The organism is Paenibacillus sp. NRS-1760, assembly GCF_050467785.1.
Classification (GTDB): Bacteria; Bacillota; Bacilli; order Paenibacillales; family Paenibacillaceae; genus Pristimantibacillus.
Genome location: NZ_JBITPK010000010.1, coordinates 133,746 through 155,137, shown reverse-complemented (window position 1 = coordinate 155,137; position 21,392 = coordinate 133,746). Strand labels below are relative to the sequence as shown.

General features: G+C 44.7%; 20 protein-coding genes. 4 read left to right on the top strand and 16 right to left on the bottom strand.

Annotation, left to right across the window (positions count from 1 at the left end):
• Positions 1-23 precede the first annotated feature (23 nt).
• The 8 genes from ACIFSR_RS11775 to ACIFSR_RS11740 all read right to left on the bottom strand — a co-directional run bounded on the left by ACIFSR_RS11775 (position 24) and on the right by ACIFSR_RS11740 (position 9,342).
• Entirely contained in the window at positions 24-980 is a 957-nt protein-coding gene (locus tag ACIFSR_RS11775) for a serine hydrolase domain-containing protein (protein ID WP_430057513.1), read from the bottom strand.
• Positions 977-3,379, bottom strand: coding sequence for an ATP-binding cassette domain-containing protein (locus ACIFSR_RS11770; protein WP_430057511.1), 2,403 nt, complete (start codon positions 3,377-3,379; stop codon positions 977-979). Before ACIFSR_RS11770 ends, ACIFSR_RS11775 begins: the two co-directional genes overlap by 4 nt.
• Before the next feature lie 120 nt (positions 3,380-3,499).
• Complete coding sequence (locus ACIFSR_RS11765; protein WP_339207586.1) at positions 3,500-4,519, bottom strand: DUF4871 domain-containing protein; 1,020 nt, start codon at positions 4,517-4,519, stop codon at positions 3,500-3,502.
• Positions 4,516-5,070 carry a sigma-70 family RNA polymerase sigma factor gene (locus tag ACIFSR_RS11760; RefSeq protein ID WP_339207584.1) on the bottom strand — a complete coding sequence of 185 codons (555 nt, stop codon included), beginning with the start codon at positions 5,068-5,070 and terminating at the stop codon, positions 4,516-4,518. The genes ACIFSR_RS11765 and ACIFSR_RS11760 overlap by 4 nt, the downstream gene beginning before the upstream one ends.
• A 16-nt stretch (positions 5,071-5,086) precedes the next feature.
• Entirely contained in the window at positions 5,087-5,989 is a 903-nt protein-coding gene (locus ACIFSR_RS11755; protein WP_339207583.1) for a phosphotransferase, read from the bottom strand.
• Between the two features lie 209 nt (positions 5,990-6,198).
• Complete coding sequence (gene pyrH / locus ACIFSR_RS11750) at positions 6,199-6,930, bottom strand: UMP kinase (RefSeq protein WP_339207582.1); 732 nt, start codon at positions 6,928-6,930, stop codon at positions 6,199-6,201.
• Positions 6,931-7,136: 206 nt separating this feature from the next.
• Positions 7,137-8,210, bottom strand: a complete 1,074-nt coding sequence (locus ACIFSR_RS11745; protein WP_430057509.1) for a Gfo/Idh/MocA family protein — start codon at positions 8,208-8,210, stop codon at positions 7,137-7,139.
• A gap of 4 nt (positions 8,211-8,214) precedes the next feature.
• On the bottom strand, positions 8,215-9,342 hold the full coding sequence (locus tag ACIFSR_RS11740; protein WP_339207580.1) for a Gfo/Idh/MocA family protein: 1,128 nt from the start codon (positions 9,340-9,342) through the stop codon (positions 8,215-8,217).
• Between the two features lie 177 nt (positions 9,343-9,519).
• Here ACIFSR_RS11740 and ACIFSR_RS11735 point away from each other — a divergent pair, with 177 nt between their 5' ends.
• The 3 genes from ACIFSR_RS11735 (at position 9,520) to ACIFSR_RS11725 (ending at position 12,170) form a co-directional block, all read left to right on the top strand.
• The gene (locus tag ACIFSR_RS11735) at positions 9,520-10,374 is read left to right on the top strand and encodes an AraC family transcriptional regulator (RefSeq protein ID WP_430057507.1); all 855 of its coding nucleotides are present in this window, start codon (positions 9,520-9,522) and stop codon (positions 10,372-10,374) included.
• Between the two features lie 99 nt (positions 10,375-10,473).
• On the top strand, positions 10,474-10,926 hold the full coding sequence (locus ACIFSR_RS11730) for a MarR family winged helix-turn-helix transcriptional regulator (protein ID WP_339207578.1): 453 nt from the start codon (positions 10,474-10,476) through the stop codon (positions 10,924-10,926).
• 29 nt (positions 10,927-10,955) lie between these two features.
• Positions 10,956-12,170, top strand: a complete 1,215-nt coding sequence (locus ACIFSR_RS11725) for an MFS transporter (RefSeq protein ID WP_339207577.1) — start codon at positions 10,956-10,958, stop codon at positions 12,168-12,170.
• On the opposite strand, the gene ACIFSR_RS11720 is transcribed toward ACIFSR_RS11725, so the two are convergent.
• Positions 12,162-13,934 carry a PAS domain S-box protein gene (locus tag ACIFSR_RS11720; protein ID WP_339207576.1) on the bottom strand — a complete coding sequence of 591 codons (1,773 nt, stop codon included), beginning with the start codon at positions 13,932-13,934 and terminating at the stop codon, positions 12,162-12,164. The two genes, ACIFSR_RS11725 and ACIFSR_RS11720, sit on opposite strands and share 9 nt — an antisense overlap.
• 9 nt (positions 13,935-13,943) lie before the next feature.
• On the opposite strand from ACIFSR_RS11720, the gene ACIFSR_RS11715 reads away from it, so the two are divergent.
• Complete coding sequence (locus tag ACIFSR_RS11715) at positions 13,944-14,159, top strand: hypothetical protein (protein ID WP_339207575.1); 216 nt, start codon at positions 13,944-13,946, stop codon at positions 14,157-14,159.
• Positions 14,160-14,214: 55 nt separating this feature from the next.
• Here the strand turns inward: ACIFSR_RS11715 and ACIFSR_RS11710 are convergent, their stop codons facing one another.
• From ACIFSR_RS11710 to ACIFSR_RS11680, 7 genes are all read right to left on the bottom strand, one after another.
• Positions 14,215-14,418: a hypothetical protein gene (locus ACIFSR_RS11710; protein ID WP_339207574.1), complete on the bottom strand. Its 204-nt coding sequence runs from the start codon at positions 14,416-14,418 to the stop codon at positions 14,215-14,217.
• 43 nt (positions 14,419-14,461) lie between these two features.
• Positions 14,462-14,833, bottom strand: a complete 372-nt coding sequence (locus ACIFSR_RS11705) for a carbohydrate ABC transporter permease (protein ID WP_430057504.1) — start codon at positions 14,831-14,833, stop codon at positions 14,462-14,464.
• Positions 14,830-15,216: a hypothetical protein gene (locus tag ACIFSR_RS11700; RefSeq protein WP_430057503.1), complete on the bottom strand. Its 387-nt coding sequence runs from the start codon at positions 15,214-15,216 to the stop codon at positions 14,830-14,832. Before ACIFSR_RS11700 ends, ACIFSR_RS11705 begins: the two co-directional genes overlap by 4 nt.
• A 185-nt stretch (positions 15,217-15,401) precedes the next feature.
• The gene (locus tag ACIFSR_RS11695; RefSeq protein ID WP_430057501.1) at positions 15,402-15,680 is read right to left on the bottom strand and encodes a hypothetical protein; all 279 of its coding nucleotides are present in this window, start codon (positions 15,678-15,680) and stop codon (positions 15,402-15,404) included.
• 228 nt (positions 15,681-15,908) lie between these two features.
• A complete protein-coding gene (odhB, locus tag ACIFSR_RS11690) occupies positions 15,909-17,138 on the bottom strand; it encodes a 2-oxoglutarate dehydrogenase complex dihydrolipoyllysine-residue succinyltransferase (protein ID WP_430057499.1) in 1,230 nt (409 codons plus the stop codon).
• A 6-nt stretch (positions 17,139-17,144) separates the two neighbouring features.
• On the bottom strand, positions 17,145-20,060 hold the full coding sequence (locus tag ACIFSR_RS11685) for a 2-oxoglutarate dehydrogenase E1 component (RefSeq protein WP_339207570.1): 2,916 nt from the start codon (positions 20,058-20,060) through the stop codon (positions 17,145-17,147).
• 293 nt (positions 20,061-20,353) lie between these two features.
• Positions 20,354-21,358: an acetylxylan esterase gene (locus ACIFSR_RS11680; RefSeq protein WP_339207569.1), complete on the bottom strand. Its 1,005-nt coding sequence runs from the start codon at positions 21,356-21,358 to the stop codon at positions 20,354-20,356.
• Positions 21,359-21,392: the final 34 nt, after the last annotated feature.

Below are 21,392 nucleotides of genomic sequence, written 5' to 3'. Positions count from 1 at the left end.
AATGTTCAGATCATAAGCAGCTTTTATTTAATCGCTTGGCTAAGAAACAAGTCATGAATATCCGGATACGATTTGCTCGATGGTGTGGGTGTCGCTTGTATGACGGATACAAATTGATGCTCAGGAATGACATTCACCTCTTGCCCGCCAAATCCGCGACATCCATATCCAGCTTGAGACAGCCACCACAAAAAACCATAGGACGGATAGGATGGGGTTATCGCTTGCTTCACAAACGCTGGAGAAACAATCTGTTTGCCATTAATACTGCCATCTCCTAAAAATAGCAAACCTACCTTAGCCATATCTCTAGCAGACAAATCCGATTGTTCTTCACCCTTCATTACCGTATAGGAGAAACCGCATGGACTGCTCGGCCAAATTCCACTGGCGATATCGAGCGGTTTATACATTTCATGATAAATGAGATCGTAGGATGTGCTTCCATAGGCTTTGCCTATGACCGCTGATAACAACATGACATCCCATTCCTTATACTGAAAATTCATGCCAGGAACACTGTGCATGTCAATATCAGCGATATGCGATAGCCAGTCATTCGTACGCATCATTTGCTGCATCATCGGACAATGGTAATGAACACCGCCATTCCAGTAAATGCCTGATGACATCGTTAGCAAATGCCGAATCGTAATCAGCTTATGATAATGATGGTTATGACCAGCAAAGGCGGGCAAATAATTGCCTATCGGTTCTTCCAGATTATTAATCAAGCCTTTGTCCAAACAGATGCCTACAGCGATGGCTAAAATACTCTTCCATACTGATTTAATGGAATGCCTCGTATTTTCATTACACTTATTGAAGTAACGTTCATAAACCAGTTTCCCATTTTTCACAATGATCACGCTGTTTATGAGTCTATATCGCTTTTGCTTCACATAATCATCTATCTGCTCTAGAAGTTTAGCATCCATTCCCTCCGCCTCGGGAGTGGACAACTGCCATTCAAAGCTCATTTCAACACCTGCTTTATATATTTCCCGATGATGGAATGACTGTTCGACATTAGTTCAGTCGGCATACCCTCCGCGATAATAGCTCCCCCGTCACTTCCGCCACCAGGTCCCATTTCGATAATATAATCACAATTGGCGAGCACAGCTGGATCATGCTCTGTAATGATAACTGTATTGCCAGCATCTGCGAGCTGCTGCAGCAATGTCATCAGCCGCTCCGTATCTGAGAAAGAAAGGCCTGTCGTCGGTTCATCCAAAATATATACATTATTTTTCCCGCTTTGCCTGCACAGCTCCTTGGCAAGCTTAATCCGCTGCGCTTCACCGCCTGAAATAGATGGCGTCTTTTGGCCGAGCGTAATATAACTCATCCCTACACTTTCGAGCGTACTGAGCGTGGCCGATATCATTTTGTCATAAGCCAAAGATTGTTCTTTTCCAAAAAAAATGCCGGCCTCTGCGACACTCATCATCATAATTTCCTTAATGTTCTTTCCCTCAAGCCTTACACTTAGAGCCTCTTCAACAAATCCGGTTGCCCCGCACATATCGCACTCTACCTCTATGAAGTTGCCGAAGCCAACATAATGGTTTTTAAAACCTTCGCCCTTGCAGCCTCTACAGCCTCCTTCAGAATTAACGGTAAACAGACCGGCTGTATATCCTTTTTCCACCGCATCAGGTGTTTTGCTGAACAAAGTCCTGATTCGATCAAATATACCCGTATAGGTTGCTGGACAAGAGGTTTTGCTCCTTCCAATGGGCTTCTGGTCCACCACTATACATTTTTTAATCTGCTCGAATCCAAGTAACGTCACCTCGTCTTGCAGCACATGCTCTGTATCATCGTTGTCATATATGAACTTGCTTTGGAGTGATTGCTTAAGCTTTGGTACTAGTGTGTGCTGGATTAAGCTGGATTTGCCGCTGCCCGATACTCCCGCTATTCCCACCATCAGTCCAAGAGGTATCGTCACGGAGACATCCCGAAGATTATGTAGGCTCGCATGCTCCAGCCTAAGTACTTTGCTTGGATCGGCTAACTTATATTGTGTTTTGACATGCAAGGTTTTGGTGCCATTCAAATAAGGGGCTGTTCGCGATCGTTCACAAGCCATAAAATCAAGGTAGCTGCCTTGGAAAATGAGCTCTCCTCCTTGAACTCCCGCTTCGGGTCCAAGATCGACAATGTAATCGGCAGCTTGCATAAATTTATGATCATGCTCTACAGCAACGACTGTGTTTCCTCGCTCCACTAAGCCTTGAATGATGCTTATCAGCATCTCCTTCTCTACTTCATGCAATCCGATTGTAGGCTCATCGAATATAAAAATAATAGAATCCATATCCGCAATAATAAAAGACGCCAGAAACAGACGCTGGATTTCACCGCCTGAGAGCGTAGGAACAGGACGCGATAAAGAAAGATGATGCAGGCCTACATCGACCATACACTTAAGTTTCATGACCATTTCATCCAGCAAGTTTTTGCTTGATACATTGGCCTGCTGCTTTTGCAAAAAACCAAGCAGTTCGTTGATGTACATATCCTCGAGCTCTTTAATCGTTTTCTCATCAATTGTGGTATGAATCGCCTGAAGGCCAAGACCTGTGCCTTTACATTTGGGGCATGGGATCGAATCCGCATTAATCCCCCATAAATTCACTTCTTTGTCTTTGCTGCCATGTCTCTTCACTTTGCTGGCCATATGTTTCATCATATCTGTAAAAACAACAATGGCACCTGCAAATCCACTCTTGCGGCAGCCATACTTAAAGGAATGAAAAACATCATCCGGCAAAACACCGATTTTGTCATTTATATCAATCTTGTATATTTCACAAAACTTTTTGAAGTTTCCTCTATGAAAACGATGCTTGACCAAAAAACCATCAAACACGTTTTTTATTTGTGTTTCCGGATTAAGAATCGCTTCTTCTTGAATCATCTGATGGCTTCCCGTACCAAGACACTTCACACACATTCCCTTAGGTGAGTTCCTCTGAAACAACTCCATGGAGAGCGGCAGCCCGTCATTGTAGGCAGGATCACGTTTGCCATACGTTGCAAACAAAATGGCAAGTAAATTTCCGATTTTTGTCCGCGTGCCTACTGTACTTCTAGGATTGGATTGCCGGACGATACGCTGCTCAATTGCTACCGCAGGGGACAAACCCGTTATTTTATCAAAAGAAGATACCGCATCAACCATATACTGCGTACCCGAGAACAATAGATAGCGCCGCTTTCCTTCTTCATATAACGTATCGAAAGCAAGACTCGATTTGCCGCTTCCCGATACGCCTGTTATGACTGTCAGCTTATTTCTTGGAATACGAACATCGATATCCTTGAGGTTATGCAGCCTTGCTCCTTCTATCTCTATGAACGCTTTCATGCATGCACTCCATTCTGGCATAGATCTCATACCCATAATTTACCGCACATACGTTCTTATGTAAATAGTTTACTAAAAAGGCTGCCTAATGGCAGCCTTCTCGTTTTAAAATAATGAATATCAGCTCGCCGATTCCACCTGAATAGTAATACTGCTAAATAACTTATCTTGAATGTATACGTTTAGCCGCCACATGCCGGCTTCGGGCAGTACCATCGATGATGGAATAACAGCGTCTGCCCCATTCAGCGGAGAGCCCACACTGCGCGCAGAGAAAACTTCAATCTCCTGCGTGGTGCCTTCTTTTACGCCCATAACGTTAAAGCTGCCCGTGAGTTCCTTCTTGCTCCCCCAGAAATACCACATGTACTTATTTCCTTTCCCCGCAACAATCGGCTGCTCGTCGAGGATCAATCCTTGCTCATTTTGATAAGGGCCTACAAGAAATCCAACCTTGTCTTTCTCGCCAGCAAGCACATAGTTGTGAGGCATTCCATCGTTGCCTGTATAAGGCAATTTGAACGTAGATGTGCTTATCCATGGCGAAGGCTCCTGCACTGCCAAAACAAAGTCACCGTAAAATTGTTCATTCAGCTTGACCTCGAATGTCCATGTTCCGCCCAGCGGCAGGCTAAAGCTGGTTGTAAAACGTTCCAACGTCTCATACCCTGAGCTCGGCTCTGTAATGGTCACAGGGGACATAACGGTCAACCGTTTTCCCGATTGCGCATGATAACCTTCAATAGAAATGTTTTTGCCAAGAAAAACATCAATGGGCTGCGTGAAATGGAGAACATAGCCTTGCATGACACCTGCAACCACATTCTCTTCAGGAAATATTTGAAATATCATTTGGCCGTTCTTCCTGTATTCCGTTCGAATCTCCGCTACCCTGCCGCTTCCATTTGTTCCGACGATTTGTGAAGGGCTCGTAAACAGCTTGCTCAAATCTGTGACAAACAGAATATAGACAAGGACGGCTGCGATTGCACTCAGTGCTCCCAGACGAGCAATATAAGACTTTTTCTTCGGTTTATCATTGGCCCTATAAACAATTTTCTCCTTCAATTGCTCAGTGAAGCGAGGATTCACAAACGGGGAGCGGCTAAGCGCTTCTTCCCACTGTTCTGGCTCCTTCATATGATGTTTCCTCCTTTTGAATCACTTTGCAGTAAACTTGTCATTTTTTTGCGTGCGCGGTGCAGCCTCGATTTAACCGTCCCTTCCGCTATTTGCAGCAAACTTGCCATTTCTTGCATGGATAATTGATAATGAATTTCCAGTATGAGGACTTCTCGGTAGCGCAGCGGAAGCTTCATAACGGTGTTCCAAATATATTTGGTTTCCATAAGGTCAAAAACTTCTGCTTCCGCTGATCTGGATGTTTCCCTTCTTGTTACGAAATCCATCACAATGACCTTAGAAAAATAAGCACTTCTTTTGTACTTATACGTTTTGTTTCGTGTAATGGCAAGCAGCCAGCTCTTCATACTGGCTTCGCCTCGAAATGTATGCAGCTTCTCATATACTGTCAAAAAAACATCCTGACAAATGTCATCTGCCGCATCGGCATTCCGAATTAAAAAGAATGCAAAATTCCAAACGTCGTTGCCATGTGCATTCATCAAATCAATCAATACGGCATCCGTTTCAAATCCTTTTGCCAAATACTTCACATATTCGAGCTCCACCTCATCACCTCTCTAATTAAGAAGACCCTTCTGCGTTCCTAAAGTTCCCGAATAGTTGAGGAAAGGACATCCATTTGTGATAGTCAAAAGCCGGCCCCTTAATTTCGAGTAAGCAGAAGAAATATCGGTACAATTCACGCACCTGTAATAAATCAGGGAAAGGCAGCACTTCAGCATAACCTTTGCGGAAATAATGAGCTCCCGCTTCATCCAATGAACATTCAATCGCTATTAAATCCATTTCACGAGGACCAAGCACATACGCTTCTGTATCAACGATTGCGCTAACACGTTCTCCATTTGATAGAAACTGTCTCGGATCCATATCGAGCATGATGCATGCGGCATACTCCGGTACCGGCATATTTTCAGCTAATGAACAGTAGTAATTAAGAGATTCATAGATTGCCGTATTTTCCTTGTAATAACGAGCGGCCAACACCCTTAATGCATCTGCTAGCTTCTGAGGGAAATCAGCCAATGCATGCCGAACTGATCCATTTAGAGAACCCCATTCCTTAACTTTATGGGAATGGATCTCCGCAATCGACCTGCCGAAATCCTCCATCAGCATCGCGGATTTATTTTGAAATGACAATGGAATTCCGTTTATTTTTTCAACCGAAATCACTTGTCTTCCATCGATCACGGCCTTGCCAAGCACACTGGGAATAGCGATATTGCTTGTCAATCGTGAAAGATATTGATTAATAATCTCCATATCAAACGTCTCGCTTAATTGTTTCCCGAACAAATTGCTGCATGCCCATACAAAAGGAGCATCAACGGTCTCATCTACGCCGGATGATCGAACAACGTATTCCCCTGCTTCCGTGATGACTAGAAACACGTCACTAGCAAAGCCACCCAGAGTGGACTGTGACATAATAGGTTCAGAAAATAATGATTGTAGGTTCATGCTGTACCTCCCATCCAAGATAATCAAATTTTTACATATTATCATTCAAAAATATAGACTTATAATTACAGCTCTGTTATGATGTTGAATAAGGTCTTTATAAAATTCCCGACTCCTAAAAACATCAAAGGACTGCTTAAAAAGTACATTTCCCGGCTTTCATTAAACGGGAGTACCTTTATAAGCAGTCCTTTTTATTTCAACAGTTATTAGTAGGCAAGAACAGATTCACCACTAATGATGGTTCCATTGTTTCCGCCTTCACAAATTTCTTTCATGGATCCGGGCTTGTCGAAGTTGAACACATGCATAGGCAAATGATAGTCTCTAGCCAATATAAAGGCTGACTGATCCATTACCTTCAAATTATATTGCAAAACATCATTGTAATGAAGAGATTTGAACCGCTTCGCATCGGCATCGTATTTAGGATCGGCATTAAAAATGCCATCTACGCCTTGTTTTGCAACCAGAAGCGCCTCGCTATTCACTTCAATGGCCCTTTGTACCGAAGGATAATCCGTTGTCACGTAGGGTTGACCGTTGCCTCCGGCAAATATGACGATATAACCTTGCTCCAAATGGTGGATTGCACGCAGTCTGATGTATGGCTCGGCGACCGAAGTAATCGGTATCGCTGTCATGACGCGTACTTCTTTGTCTGTTTTAGCTTTCAGAACCCCGCGAAGCATCAAACTATTAATGACGGTTGCAAGTGTGCCGATGTTGTCTGCTTCCGCCCTTTCGATTCCCCAGCTTTCTGCCATATTGCCGCGAAATATATTCCCCCCGCCAATAACGAGCGACACCTCAACACCTAAACGGACCACCGATATAATTTCATTCGCAATGTAATTTAACCGTTCAGGCTCAAAACCGAATTCAGCATTTCCTGCAACTGCCCCGCCGCTAAGCTTAATAAGAACTCTCTTGTACCTCATTCGCCGTTACACCTCCATAGGATAAAAAAAAACACTAAAGCAATAGATGCTTTAGTGTAAAAGTGAAATGGGAATATGAAAAATACAATTGATAAACGTAACCCTGCGCTTGATCCTCATATTCCCACTCCTTCCATTTATTAATTCTCACATATTTTATACTGAGTACGAGCAAAAAAGCAACTACCTATTAGCAGCAAACATTTCTACTCCACTTTTGTCGCATGCTTCTGAGCAAGAAGCGACAGCTCAGCAGCTTTGAATGCATGCTCCTGCGTCATAGCAAGCTCAGTACCGTTCAAGCAATCGAGAATGAGCTGGCCAAAATAAGGGAAGCCGACTTTGCCGCGAAGCTGAATATGCTGCTCGCCATCTGCATTTACTAAATAAAGCTGGTCTCCGTCCTTATCTTTAGCGATATCAATGTACTTCCTCATCTCAATGTAGCCTTCAGTTCCGAGAATCATAGTACGACCGTCGCCCCATGTTCCAAGACCGCTTGGTGTTAGCCAATCGACACGGAAGTAGCCGGTTGCCCCATTCTCGCCAACAAGCGTCATATCTCCAAAATCCTCAAGTTCTGGATACTCCTTATTGGCATAGTTGGCCACCTTGCTGTTTACAACATTGGCATTCTGATTGCCTGTAAAATATAGAAATTGTTCAATTTGATGCGATCCGATATCACAAATGATGCCGCCATACTTTTCCTTCTCAAAAAACCATGACGGGCGGGAGGCAGCGTTCAAACGATGCGGCCCTAGTCCAATGACTTGAACAACACGTCCAATTGCACCTTGTTCGATCAATTGACCCGCATAAACTGCGCATTCCACATGCAATCTCTCGCTGTAATATACTGCGTATTTTTTTCCTGTATCTGCGTATGCAGCGCGAGCGTCCGCGAGCTGTTCAAGCGTTGTAAATGGCGCTTTATCGGTAAAATAATGTTTGCCGCTCTGCATGACGCGAACGCCTAGCGGTCCGCGCTCCGATGTTACCGCTGCAGCTGCAACCAGCTGCACCTCATCATCGGAGAGCACCTGCTCTTCCGACTCCGCTGCCCGCACCTGCGGATATTGACGGATAAATGCTTCAACCTTAGCGTGGTCAGCGTCGTATACCCATTTTAAAGTGGCGCCCGCTTCCACAAGTCCGTTGCACATGCCATAAATATGACCGTGATCAAGACTAACAGCGGCGATTACGAATTGCCCATCCTCAACTACTCTATTCGGCTTTCCCTTTGGCGCATATTTCATGCCATCTGCATTACTCATCGATCTAGTCCTCCTTCTGATAGGCTGAGCTTGCGATTTTCTCTTGCAGATGCTTATAGAACAACTCCTCATCAATCGGCAAATCTACCCAGCCATCCGTCCATGTCGATAGCAGCATCGCATTCGAGAGCATAAGCCCTTTGATGCCTTCCTCACCTGGAGCAATCAATGGTTCATTGAAGAGAATCGCATTCACCCAGTTTTGTGTAATGCCTTTATGATCAGGGTTGCTGCCATGAATCGGAATTTCACATTTCCAACATTCCGGCTGACCGAAGCCGCCTTTGAACTGCTTGTTGAATTCCGGCTCAGGAACGGTTAGACGCCAGAATGTTAATTGGTTATTTTCAATTACAATTTTACCGCGATCACCGCTCACTTCCAGTCTGTTCGTGCCTGGCGCTTCGCCAGTCGTCGTCACGAACACTCCAGTAGCTCCGTTCTCGTACTCTACGAATGCGGTTACATCATCCTCAACCTCGATGTCACGATGCTTGCCGAAGTAGCAGAAAGCACGGACGCGCTTTGGCATCATACTGATCGTCCATTGCCACAAATCGAGTTGATGCGGATCTTGGTTTAGCAGCACTCCGCCGCCTTCACCAGCCCAAGTTGCACGCCAAGTACCGGAGTCATAATAGCTTTGAGAGCGATACCAATTGGTTATAATCCAATTGGTTCTTCTTATTTCACCTAGCTCACCGTTATCTATCAATTCTTTCAGCTTCACGTATATCGGGTTTGTCCGTTGGTTATACATCATGCTGAATTTCACATTTGTTTGGCTGGCTGCGTCATTCATCTCGCGAACCTGCTTCGTATAAACACCTGCCGGCTTCTCGCAAAGCACATGCAGACCACGCTTAAAGCAAGCAATAGAAAGCTCTGGATGGGAGAAATGCGGCGTCGCAATGAGCACTCCGTCAACAAGTCCAGAGTCCATCATTTCATAAGGATCCTCATATAACCCGACTTGATCGCCAAGCTTTTCTTTTGCCCACGCAAGATTTGCTTGTACACAATCACTAACTGCGGTTATTTCAACTCCACTGACTTCACCTTTTAATAAGTAGCCAATATGACCCTTGCCCATATTTCCTAGTCCGATAATTCCCAAACGAACGATCTGCATCCTAAATACCGCCCCTTTATTTACAATGTTATAATAGCAGCTGCTTTCACAATCGTTTTGCCTGCCTATATGGTAGCATTTTGGGATGCAGTGGGCTTCATTCGCATTAACTTGTTTACGCTTTTATTTGACTGTGGTTGGTGTATAATGATGGTATTTATGAGTGGAGGCGAAAGGATGAGCAAGCAGCAACAAATCAAATTACCGTTCACAATGGGAACCAGCTCTGATTTTAATGCTCATATTCCCTATCATAGTCACTTTCATTACGAAATCTATTATTTCCATGGCGGCAAAGTAAACTATCTTATTAATGACCGCATCTATGTTCTGGAGCCTGGCGACTTGCTGCTTATGCACGGGATGACACTGCACCGGGCACATGTCGATCCAAGCGCAGTTTACCACCGGTCGATCCTACATTTTGATCCGTATTACTTCAAGCAATTTATTCAGCCTTCATTTGCAGCGGACCTGCTCGAGCCCTTCGAGAAGCTTCAAAATATACGTTTGCAGCTGAGGGGCAATGAGAAAGCGGAAATAGAAGCTAGTCTTCATAAGCTTGAACAGCTTTACGTACTTCAGGACAGCTTCTCCATTCAGCGATTTCAAGCTTTAATGCTTGATTTTCTTATTCAGATCAATCAGCTTTGCCAGAAGCCGCTGAAGGATAAACCAACCTTTCCGACCTCCAAAGAACGCCATGTTCAAGCAATCATCTCCTATTTGGAGTTCCATTATAATGATGATATTACGCTAGAGGCGATTCAAGCAGAGCTGCACTTAAGCAAATACTATTTGGCTAAAACATTCAAAGAGGTTACTGGATTTACAATCTTCCAGTTTCTCATGCAGCGTAGAATCTATCAGGCCAAAATCGAGCTTATCAACACCATTCACCCCATTACCGACATTGGTTATGATGTTGGTTTTAAGCATCCCTCTCATTTCAGCCGCGCTTTCAAGCTGCATACCGACCTTACACCCGAACAATATCGCAAGCAAAATCATGTCTCTTCCGATCAATTGTAAACCGCTTCATTCCAAATTTGTGGATTGAAGCTCTTGACCCATTTAGTTGATAAGCGTATTATTGTCATAACAACTAAATGAAAATAGCAGGTGAAAGCAATGGAAATTATACAATCAGTAGGCTATATGCTCAGCAATACAGGCCGTAAACTAAACCTTCGGCTGCATCAGCTTTTTCAAGATTATGACGTTACGCCTGAACAGTGGTCGCTGCTCATGTATCTTGATGAGCACGATGGCATGACTCATAAAGATTTGGCACAGCGCTCCGACAAGGACCCAGCCAACATTACACGGCTTGTTGACCAGCTTGAACGAAAAGAGCTTGTCCGACGTGTCGCCAATCCGAATGACCGCCGATCGCAGCTGCTTTATTTAACCGCTAATGGCAGAACATGTTCTAATGAACTGGCACCTATCGAAGAAAAATTTGTTGCACAGCTGTTGACCGATATTTCGGAAGACGAAATTCAATCATTCAAAAAATTTATCGCCAAAATAACTAAAAACGCAGAACTGAACCACGAATCAAACACAAAGACGAGTGAATGATCGGCGAACATCTGAGAGGGGAACCTATAATGAATACGAATAAATTATGGAGCGCCGACTTCATTAAAATATGTTTAAGTAGCTTTTTTCTATTTTTTGCTTTTTATACATTAGCAACAGCATTGTCCGTTTATGTAACCAATGGACTTGGAGGATCTGATACGCAGGCCGGATTATCGATGACTGTTTTTGTTATCGCCTCAGTACTGCTTCGACCCTTCGCTGGCCAATTGATGACCCGTTATGGGGAACGGAAGATCGTTATTATTTCGTTGCTGCTGTTTCTATTGTTTTCGATTGCATACTTAGGTGTTTTTGGCTACGCGATGCTGCTGCTGGTTCGTTTTTTTCATGGCGGCACGTTCGCTATCGCAACTACCTCTACGAATACGACTGCAATCGGAATCATACCCGAGCATCGCAAAGGAGAGGGAATAAGTTACTTCAGCTTATTTATGAGCCTCGCGATGGTCATCGGACCTTTCGTTGGCTTAACGATAACAACGCATGGCGGCTTTACAGCGATGTTCGCATTATGCGCGGTGTGCGCGCTCATCTCCTTCATCCTAGGCGCTTCAACAGCCAAGAAATCTGCCGCTGCCAAAGCTGATCAACCGATCATAAAAACGAAGAGCAAGCTGCATTGGCGCGATCTTGTAGAGAAGAAAGCTGTGCCCATTTCACTTAGCGGGTTTGTAGTCGCGTTCGCCTACAGCGGGCTCGTAACGTTTATGTCGGTTTATGCTCATGAACAGGCTATTGATCAATATGCCAGCTATTTCTTTGTGTGCTTCGGCATTATGATTGTATTGCCTCGTCCGCTTGTCGGTAAATTGCTTGACCGTGTAGGAGAACATGTCATTGTATATCCCAGCATCGTTATATTTGCCATCGGCATGCTGCTGCTTAGCCAAGCAAGCTCGCCAGTTATTCTGCTTGTTTCCGGTGCTGTCATTGGTCTCGGATACGGCGCCCTGCTGCCTTGCTTTCAGACCATAGCCGTGCTTGCTGCTCCGGCACATCGCAGAGGGCTCGCTACAGCAACATTTTATTTGCTGTTCGACCTTGGATATGGCATTGGTTCCTACACGCTTGGCTCCTTGGCTTCAAGCTACGGGTACAGTGTTATGTATGTACTTTGTGCCATTATAATTGCCTTATCTTCCGTCATTTATTTCACACTTCACCATAAACGCAAAAGATTGTTGGCGACATCAGTCGATAACGCCTATAGCTCATCCTAGGCCTATCGTAAGCTGATCCTCAACAGGCAGCATAATTTCCACGACTGTTCCTTCGTTCATCACACTGCTAATTTGAAGCGTACCCTTGTGCGCTTCAATAATGCGGTTGCTGATCATTATGCCAAGCCCAGTCCCTTTTTCTTTCGTTGTCAGAAAAGGTTCGCCGATTTTTGAAATAAGCTCCTCCGGTATACCTGGACCGCCATCTATAATTCGGATATGAACGAAGCCATCCTCCAAGCTTGCAACCGTCACAACAACTTCGCCGCCCTGCGGCATCGCTTCTAATGCGTTTTTAATAATATTCAAAAAAACCTGCTTAAGCTGGTCCACATTGCAAAATATACTCGGCCTTGTATGGTCAAAACAAACCTTCAACTCCACATTTATAAGAATAGCTTGTGTTTCCAGCAAAGATAATACACTTCGCAGTATCGGCTCTAGAGGCTCGCTGCGATAGTTCGCGAAATGCGGCTTCGCTAACGTCATAAACTCATTTACGATTAAAGTAATACGGTCAATTTCATTGGCCATAATTGAAAAATAATGCGGGTTCTCCGGGTATTTACTGCTCAAAAGTTGTGTAAAGCCCTTTAGCGCTGTTAATGGATTTCGAATTTCATGCGCTACTCCTGCGGCAAGCTGACCAATTGCCGACAGCTTCTCCGAACGAATAAGAACCTCCTCCGAGCGTTTGCGGTCGGTCAAATCACGAATCACACTGAGCATGACATCCTTGCCTAAATAATTATTTATCCGAATGCTTGATATTTCTACATCCAATAACTGTCCGTCCGGACGTACAAGGATTCGTTCCACAAATGACGTCGGTTCATCCGACGACATGATTAAATCCATCTGCTCCAATGAAGAAGCATGATGGCTGGGATGAATAAATTCGAATACACTTCTTCCAATGACCTCTTTTCCAGGTTCAATCCCAAGTGCATGCAGGGCTAATTTGTTTGCATATAGAACGATTCCTTGATCGCTAATAACGATGGGCTCGGGAACAAACTTAATAATTTTCTGATAAAGGTTCGCATTGTCCCTTAGCAGATTTTCCTTTTCTCGTTTAAAGGTTACATCTTGGATCGTGCCGAGCAAGGACAGCTGTCCATTGAACATAATGATGGAGCTGTTGCCTTCCAAATAAATGATGCTGCCGTCTTTTTTTCTGCCTTTACACTTAAGCGGAAATTGATTTAATCCAATCGCCGATCCATGCATTATCTCGTTTTTGTGACGATTGATTTCATCCATTGACACCAAATCGCTTGAATTGAGTTCATACATCTCCTCTAATGTGTAGCCATACATCTCCGCCAAATAAGGATTGGCATAAACAATCTTATTGCATTGTCCTACAAAGACACCAGCTACGACATTTTCCATCAAGCTTTTATATAAATAATCCTTCTCATGCAAGGAGGCTTCCATTCGCTTCTGCTTGGTTATATCATGAATAATAAGCTGGACAGCATTTTTACCATCAAATTTCACAGCTACTGCTCTCATTTCAACCTCTATCGCTTGCTGATCCATACGAAGCAGCTCGAAGTAGGTAAACGTAGAAGGATTAGCCTCTATAATTAAATAGTTGATCATAGCTGGAAACCGCTCTAAATATTCAGGATGTATAAATTTGTTTATGGGGTCTCCAATAATATCATCGAAATTGCTAATGCCCAGCATGGTTAGCATTGCATGGTTAGCAAATACAATATTACCTTCTAACACAACAATAAGCCCGTCAGGAAGCATATGAACTAAATGCCGATATCTCTCTTCGCTTTCCCTCAATTGTTCGTTAACCTCGACGATTTCAATCCCCTCATCTCATCTCATTTCAACAAGCAGCTTCATCCTGTTGATTACTTTCAACATCCCCAGCCTTCTTCCTGCTCCGCTTCGATTTTAAAATACAAAAAAACATTGCCGCCAGCAAGTGTATCGATTAGCGGCAATGTCTATAAGAGAATCATTTAATCCGTTTTTCTACTCATTCATAAAGCCGTGCCACTAAACTCTAGCTGATAAAATGTTAACCTTTCACCCCAGCTACATTAAGTCCACCCATAATGTAACGCTGGAAAATAAGGAAAAATATTAACCGCGGAACCATCGTAATGGAGAGCACCGCAAACTTCACGTTCCACTGAATCGTAGAGCCGGAGTAGACCACATATCTGAAAATACCTGTTGCAAGAGAAGCACCATCACAGCGTAACCAAGCTTTACTTGCCAACGTTTGAAATCAAATGACGAGATTATGGAACGCTCGGTATTTTTCATCCTTTTTCACTCCTATTCTGCAATTTCAGGTAGAAGAAGGAGAGCACCATCATAACGGCGAACATCATCGTACCCATTGCTGTTGCTTTGCCAAAATCCAAATAAGTAAATGCATTTCTGTTCATAAGCAGCATATAAATTAATGTCGCGTTGTCCGGACCTCCGGCAGTCATAGCCAGTTGTGCTTGGAAGCTTTGCGAGGTGTTAATGATTTGAAGTAAAAACATCAGGAACAGCAATGAGCGCAAATTAGGCAGTGTAATAAACTTAATTCGTTGCCATACGCTTGCACCGACGATTGAAGCCAAATAGATGAGCACCGCTCCGCCAAAGTTTTGCCACGTTTCCATAATAACGATCGAGATCATGGACATGCCTTTTGTGAAAAAATCAATTGTTGATGAATGGCATATAGCCACTTTTTCCCATCAATCTCTAGCGTATAATATCCACCTTTGGAATTCGATACGTAGTCCGGCAACGGGAGGATCTTTCCGATGGAGTAGTTGTTTGTTGTTGAGATGATCGTATTATCTTCATTTAAAATCAATAATTCGCCATCCTTCGCCACATTATCAGGATCAAGATCACTTGCCAGCACACGTTCAAGTCCCGACGCGATCAAGTACCCAGCTTCTGGTGATCGCCCATTCGTTATGCTGTTCATTTGTTTAACCATAACAAGCGTCTCCAGATCGGACGGATTATCTCCGAATTGATGCAGTACCTTCAGCACTTCCCGTCTGTGCACGATAAGCCTCCTTATACCATGGAAGCGCATCCACATTTGTAGAGAAGTAGATGCCTCGCGTCTGCATATCCAAAGAAGGCACAAAAGAGTAAAGGCTTTCAGAATCCGGCATGAAAAAAATACGCTATTTTAGGAGATGTTTGTTTGAGCAGCATCTCATCCAGAGACGTGAATCGTCTAAAACGCTAGTAGGATGAAGACAACGGGATATTAAGCATTTCCTGAATTTCCTTGGTCATCATGATCGAATTCATTGTCTCTTCCATATGCATGATTGTTCGATCAATCGTTACATGACTCGATTCCACCCACTTCACCAGCGTCGAACCCACTTGCCGTTCCGTAATTTCTGCGACATTTCGCGAGACAACCCAATCCATAAAAATAACAGGTATAACGACTAGTGCAATAAACAATGCGATGAACCGCTGGAGCATTGTGAGATTAGTAAAGGATTCTCGCATCTATTATGCAGCCTCTCTCCATTGAATACTTCTTAAATCTTAATTGTAGCCGATAATACGCCCGGTTCCATGTTCAATATTATGTTTATTGTAATCGATATTCAGATCTTTTTTCGACATCTTTTTTCAAAACATAATAAAACGGCCATCTTAATCGCAAAAAAAAGAGACTGTCCTTTGAGTAGATCACTCTACTTAAAGGACAGTCTCTAATGTGATGCTTTATATTTAGCCTTCGAGAAGAAGTGCTTCTGGATCTTCAAGAAGCGCTTTGACGGTTACGAGGAAGCGAACAGCTTCGCTACCATCTACGATACGGTGATCGTAAGACAATGCAAGATACATCATCGGACGGTTTTCCATACGAACGTCATCGATTGCTACTGGACGAATTTGAATTTTGTGCATGCCGAGAATACCAACTTGAGGTGCATTAAGAATTGGCGTGGACAGCAAGGAGCCAAATACGCCGCCATTCGTAATAGTGAAGCTTCCGCCTTGCAAATCAGAAATGGCAAGTGTGTTTGATCTTGCTTTACCAGCAAGTTCAACGATATTTTTCTCGATTTCAGCGAAGCTTAGACGGTCCGCGTCACGAACGACCGGAACGACAAGACCTTCTTTTGCAGATACTGCAATGCCGATATCATAGAATTTTTTCGTAACAATATCTTCGCCGTCAATTTCAGCATTAAGCAGCGGGAATGCTTTAAGCGCACCAACTACAGCTTTCGTAAAGAATGACATAAAACCTAGGTTTACATCATTTTTCTCGAAGAAAGCTTGCTTGCGGCGTTTGCGCAAATCAAGAATCGCAGTCATATCCACTTCATTGAAAGTCGTCAGCATCGCTGCTGTGCGTTGTGCTTCAACTAGGCGGTTAGCAATCGTAACCCGGCGACGAGACATCCGTTTGCGTTCAGTCGGCTTCACATCTTTGCCTGCGTTAGCAGGTTCTGATTGTGTTAGCGGAGCAGATTTAACCGGAGTGGCAACCGCTGGTGCAGGTGCAGCAGCAGGAGCTTGTCCTTGCGCTGAAAGATCAATGCCTTGCTCACGAGCACGTTTACGAGCAGCTGGCGATGCATTAATCGTTGCTGCACTTTCATTTGCAGAAGAGGCAACAGGCGCTGCTGGAGCAGCAGCTGGTGCAGCTACTGCGGCAGGAGCAGCAACAGGAGCTGGCTCAGCTGCCGGAGCAGCAGGTGCGGCTGCGCCGCCCGCTGCTTCTCCAATCGAACCGATCGCTTCACCTACAAGTACAACTTCTCCGTCTTGTTTAGCGATGCGAGATACAACACCGCTATTGTCAGCGCTAATTTCTATGTTAACCTTATCGGTTTCAAGCTCTAGTAGGACATCTCCCTGATTGACGGAGTCGCCTTCCTTCACGAACCATTTGGTAATTGTGCCCTCAGAAATGGACTCGCCTAGTTCCGGTACAATAATTTCAGCCATTAGTCACTACCCCCTAATCAAACTTGTTTCAACTGGTTTGCCGTTCAATGCTGTCGAAATAATCCATTTTTGTTCTGCGGCATGTACTTCTTGGTGTCCGCTTGCAGTACTTGAGCGATCAGGTCTGCCAACGTAGCGAACAGCTGCCTTCTTAGGAGCTAACGCGCGAAGACGCGGTTCCATGAAGCTCCATGACCCCATGTTTTGCGGTTCTTCTTGTACCCATACGATTTCTTCAAGCTTGTCGAATTGCTTCACAATGCGTTCGATTTCTGCATGAGGGAACGGATACAACTGCTCTACTCTTGCAACGCGCAGCCATTCATAATCTTCAGCATTTGTCGATGCAAGCGCCTCTTCAATATCGATAGCTACTTTACCTGTGCAAAGAAGCAAACGTTTTACTTTATCCTTCTGTTCCTTCGGCTCTGTCAGCTTGAATTGCGGAAGCACCGGCTTGAATGAGCCTTCGCTGAACGCAACACCATGCGACGCAACACGAGGGTTACGGATCAAGCTCTTAGGCGCCATTAGAACGAGCGGACGAACATGCTCCGTGCCAAGCGACGCTGCTTGCTTGCGCAGCAAGTGGAAATATTGAGCGGACGTTGAAAGGTTCGCAACGGTCCAGTTGTTATCAGCTGAAAGCTGAAGGAAACGTTCAAGTCTAGCGCTTGAATGCTCCGGTCCTTGGCCTTCATAGCCATGCGGCAGCAGAATCGTAATGCCTGATTTTTGCGACCATTTCGCACGGCCAGCTGAGATGAATTGGTCAAAAATAACTTGGGCAACGTTGGCAAAGTCACCATATTGCGCTTCCCAGATAACAAAGGTTTCAGGCGCAAATACGTTGTAGCCATATTCAAAGCCGAGTACTGCCGTTTCCGACAATGGGCTGTTATGAACAGCAAAGGATGCTTTCGCTTGCGGCAAAATGTGCAGCGGCGAGAACTTAGCTGCCGTCGCATTATCATTAAGCATGATGTGACGATGTGCAAACGTTCCGCGCTCCGAATCCTGACCGCTTAGACGAATAGGTGTACCGTCTGCAAGAATCGTTGCGAATGCAAGCGTCTCGGCATGTGCCCAGTCAACCTTTTCCCCATCGTTCAAAGCTGAAGCTCTGCGCTGCAAAATACGTTGAAGCTTCGTATATTCGGTGAAGCCTTCTGGACGGTTAAGCAGCTCCAGGTTGATTTCACGAAGCGTCTCAAGCGGAACTGCAGTGCGTACTTCTTCGCCTGTAGGTAGCGTTGTTTTGTTTTGCTCACCGCGAAGCTTCGGCTCGCCTTCCTTCGCTTTCATTGCATCATAGGCTGCTTGCAGCTTGCCGTTCGTACGTTGACGCAATTCTTCAACCTGCGCTTCCGTAATCGCCTTCTCACCCTTCAACTGTTCGCTGTAAAGCACGCTTACGGTCGGATGATTGCGAACCTTTGCATACATCAGCGGTTGTGTTACTTCTGGATCGTCCATTTCATTATGGCCGAAACGACGGTAACCAATCAAATCAATAACAAAACCTTTATTGTAGCGGAGACGGTATTCACAAGCGAGGCGTACTGCTGCCAAGCAAGCTTCCGGCTCATCCGCATTTACGTGTACGATTGGAATGTCGAAGCCTTTCGCAAGATCACTTGCGTAATGCGTCGAACGTGAATCAATGCTGTTCGTCGTAAAGCCGAGGCGATTATTTGCGATAATATGAATCGTACCGCCATTGTGATAACCTTGCAGCTTGTTGAAATTGAGCGTTTCCGCAACAATTCCTTCACCAATGAAAGCCGCGTCGCCGTGAACGGCAATCGTCACTGCTTTCGCTGGATCTTGTGTAGGCATTCCCCGCTTGCTGCGATCTTCTTGAGCAGCGCGTGTGAAGCCTTCAACTACTGGATTAACAAATTCCAAGTGGCTCGGGTTGTTCGCAAGGGTAAGATTCGCACGAATCGTTTCGCCTTCCTTCACAGCTCTGTCAGCACCTAGATGATATTTTACGTCGCCGGTCCAGCCATAATTAAGGCCCATTGATCCTTCAGACGGAATAAGCTCTTTATTCGGAGCATGGTGAAATTCAGAAAATATTTTCTCATAAGGCTTGCCAAGTACATGCGTCAGTACGTTGAGACGACCGCGATGCGCCATGCCCATAAGGATATGGTTTGCTCCATCATGCGCTACGGAGCGGACGATTTCATCAAGCACTGGCACGAGCATATCTACGCCCTCGATAGAGAAACGTTTTTGTCCAACGAATGTCCGGTGCAAGAAGTTCTCGAAATACTCAACTTCCATTAGACGCTCAAGCAGCGCTGAACGTTCTCTTGCAGACAGCGGTGCTGGGAAGCTTCCCGACTCCGCCTGTTTGTTAAGCCAATTGCGTTCACTCTCATCATGAATATGTGTAAATTCATACGCCGCTGAACGGGTATAAATCTCTCTCAAGCGGTTGATTGCTTCCCAGCCATTCGAGATTGATGCTGGCGCATTATCCCAAATAAGTGATGCTGGAATAGAAGTTAAATCCGCTTGCGTAAGTCCGAAAGTTTCTGGCTCAAGCAGCTTTGTATCAGCAGCAGGGCTGAAGCCGAGCGGATCAATATCTGCAGCTAAATGGCCGTATCTGCGAATGTTCAGCATTAGCTGATGCGCAGCGACAACCTTTTTCAACATATTTGAATCAATCGGACCAGGTGCTGCTGCATGTGATGCAGCCTTTTGCTCGCTTGGCTTAGCCGTAATGCTCGGAGCTTCTCCTTGTAGTGTAGCCGGAGGTTCCCCGAAACGTACAAAAAGCTCACGAACTGTAGACTCCACGGAGTCTGGATCAGTTAAGAAACGCTCGTATTGCTCCTGCACATACCCAAGGTTGGGGCCATAGTAGCTTTGCCAAGGCGAATAATTTCGCTCATCATGGTTGCTCATTGCAGAAAATTCCACCCTCTCTATTCATTGCCATCCTATTATTTTCTAAGGCGATGCTCGCCATACATGCTCGCCAACTTGCACTTGCCTAAATCGTTTTCAATAATAATCAAGCAAACACTAATCCCTTAACATATAAAGGGAAAAGTAAGAAAAATGAACATGTGTCAGGGACACCGTTTTATAGCTCATATATATTCTAGTACATAGTACGCTCTCCATCCATAACCATATTGGCATCGATATCATCCATTTGAAGCATTGATTGTCTCTTTTGGACAACTAATTGAGCATTAATTCTGATCTTGCTGCTCGATTGCATCAATTGAAGGCTTTAGGCCGTTTTTCAGCGCTTCCTGTAAAAACAAAATCGATTCTCGGTTCTGGTATTCGCTTACCTCATGACCTGAAAATGGATAATCATTTAGCTGCTTAAGCGATCGTATCCGATTGTATACGGCGTAGATGGTCTCTGGCATACACACGGTATCTTTCCAGCCAACCGACATCAACACAGGCGCCTTAATGCGTTCAGCCAAATTCAACAGGTCAAAATGAGCTAGCGTAGACAACACTGCGTTGAGCCGATCAGGATACCTTTTAATGTACTGAGCAATTTCCGTAAGCGAGCTCGTCGAATTCATTAGGCCAAAATCCATATGGCACATGTTCGGAATATCGGCAACGACCGCGCTTACCTTGGAGTTCAGCGCTGCAGCAAGCAATGACAATCCGCCCCCCTGACTAGCGCCAACAACCGCAATCCGCGACTCGTCCACCTCATCCTGTAGGGCAGCTGTATCCACCGCTCTAACCGCATCCATTGTAATCGCCTGGTAGTAGCTGCGCTCGGTATTCGTTATTCCCTGTGAAACCCAGCCTTTGACGAAACCTTCATCAGAGGTTAACAAGTTGCCTGTTTCGCCACCTTGCCCTCTAGCATCAACTGCAAAGACGGCATAACCCAGCAGCAGCCATGCAGCATAACGCTCTGGTAGTCCCTTGTCGCCTGTATAACCCTGAAAAATAACGACACAAGGCAGCTTCGCACCGATTAATCCTTGCTGAGGCACGATGTATAACCCGTGAATAGGCGTATCATCTCCGCCTTTAAAAGTTAAACGCTCCGTTCTCACCGTTGTGATTGGAGTTTCAACCGTTTGTCTCCTCACATCAAGCGGCCTCTCTGCATAGCTGTTTAATACATTTTCCCAGTATTGATTTAACTCTTCAACATCCATCGTTACGGATGGCCGATAAGCTAATAAATCATTTTTCCTTCTATTTATTGCATGCATATAAGTATACCCCTATTCCACTATGTATTTTCGT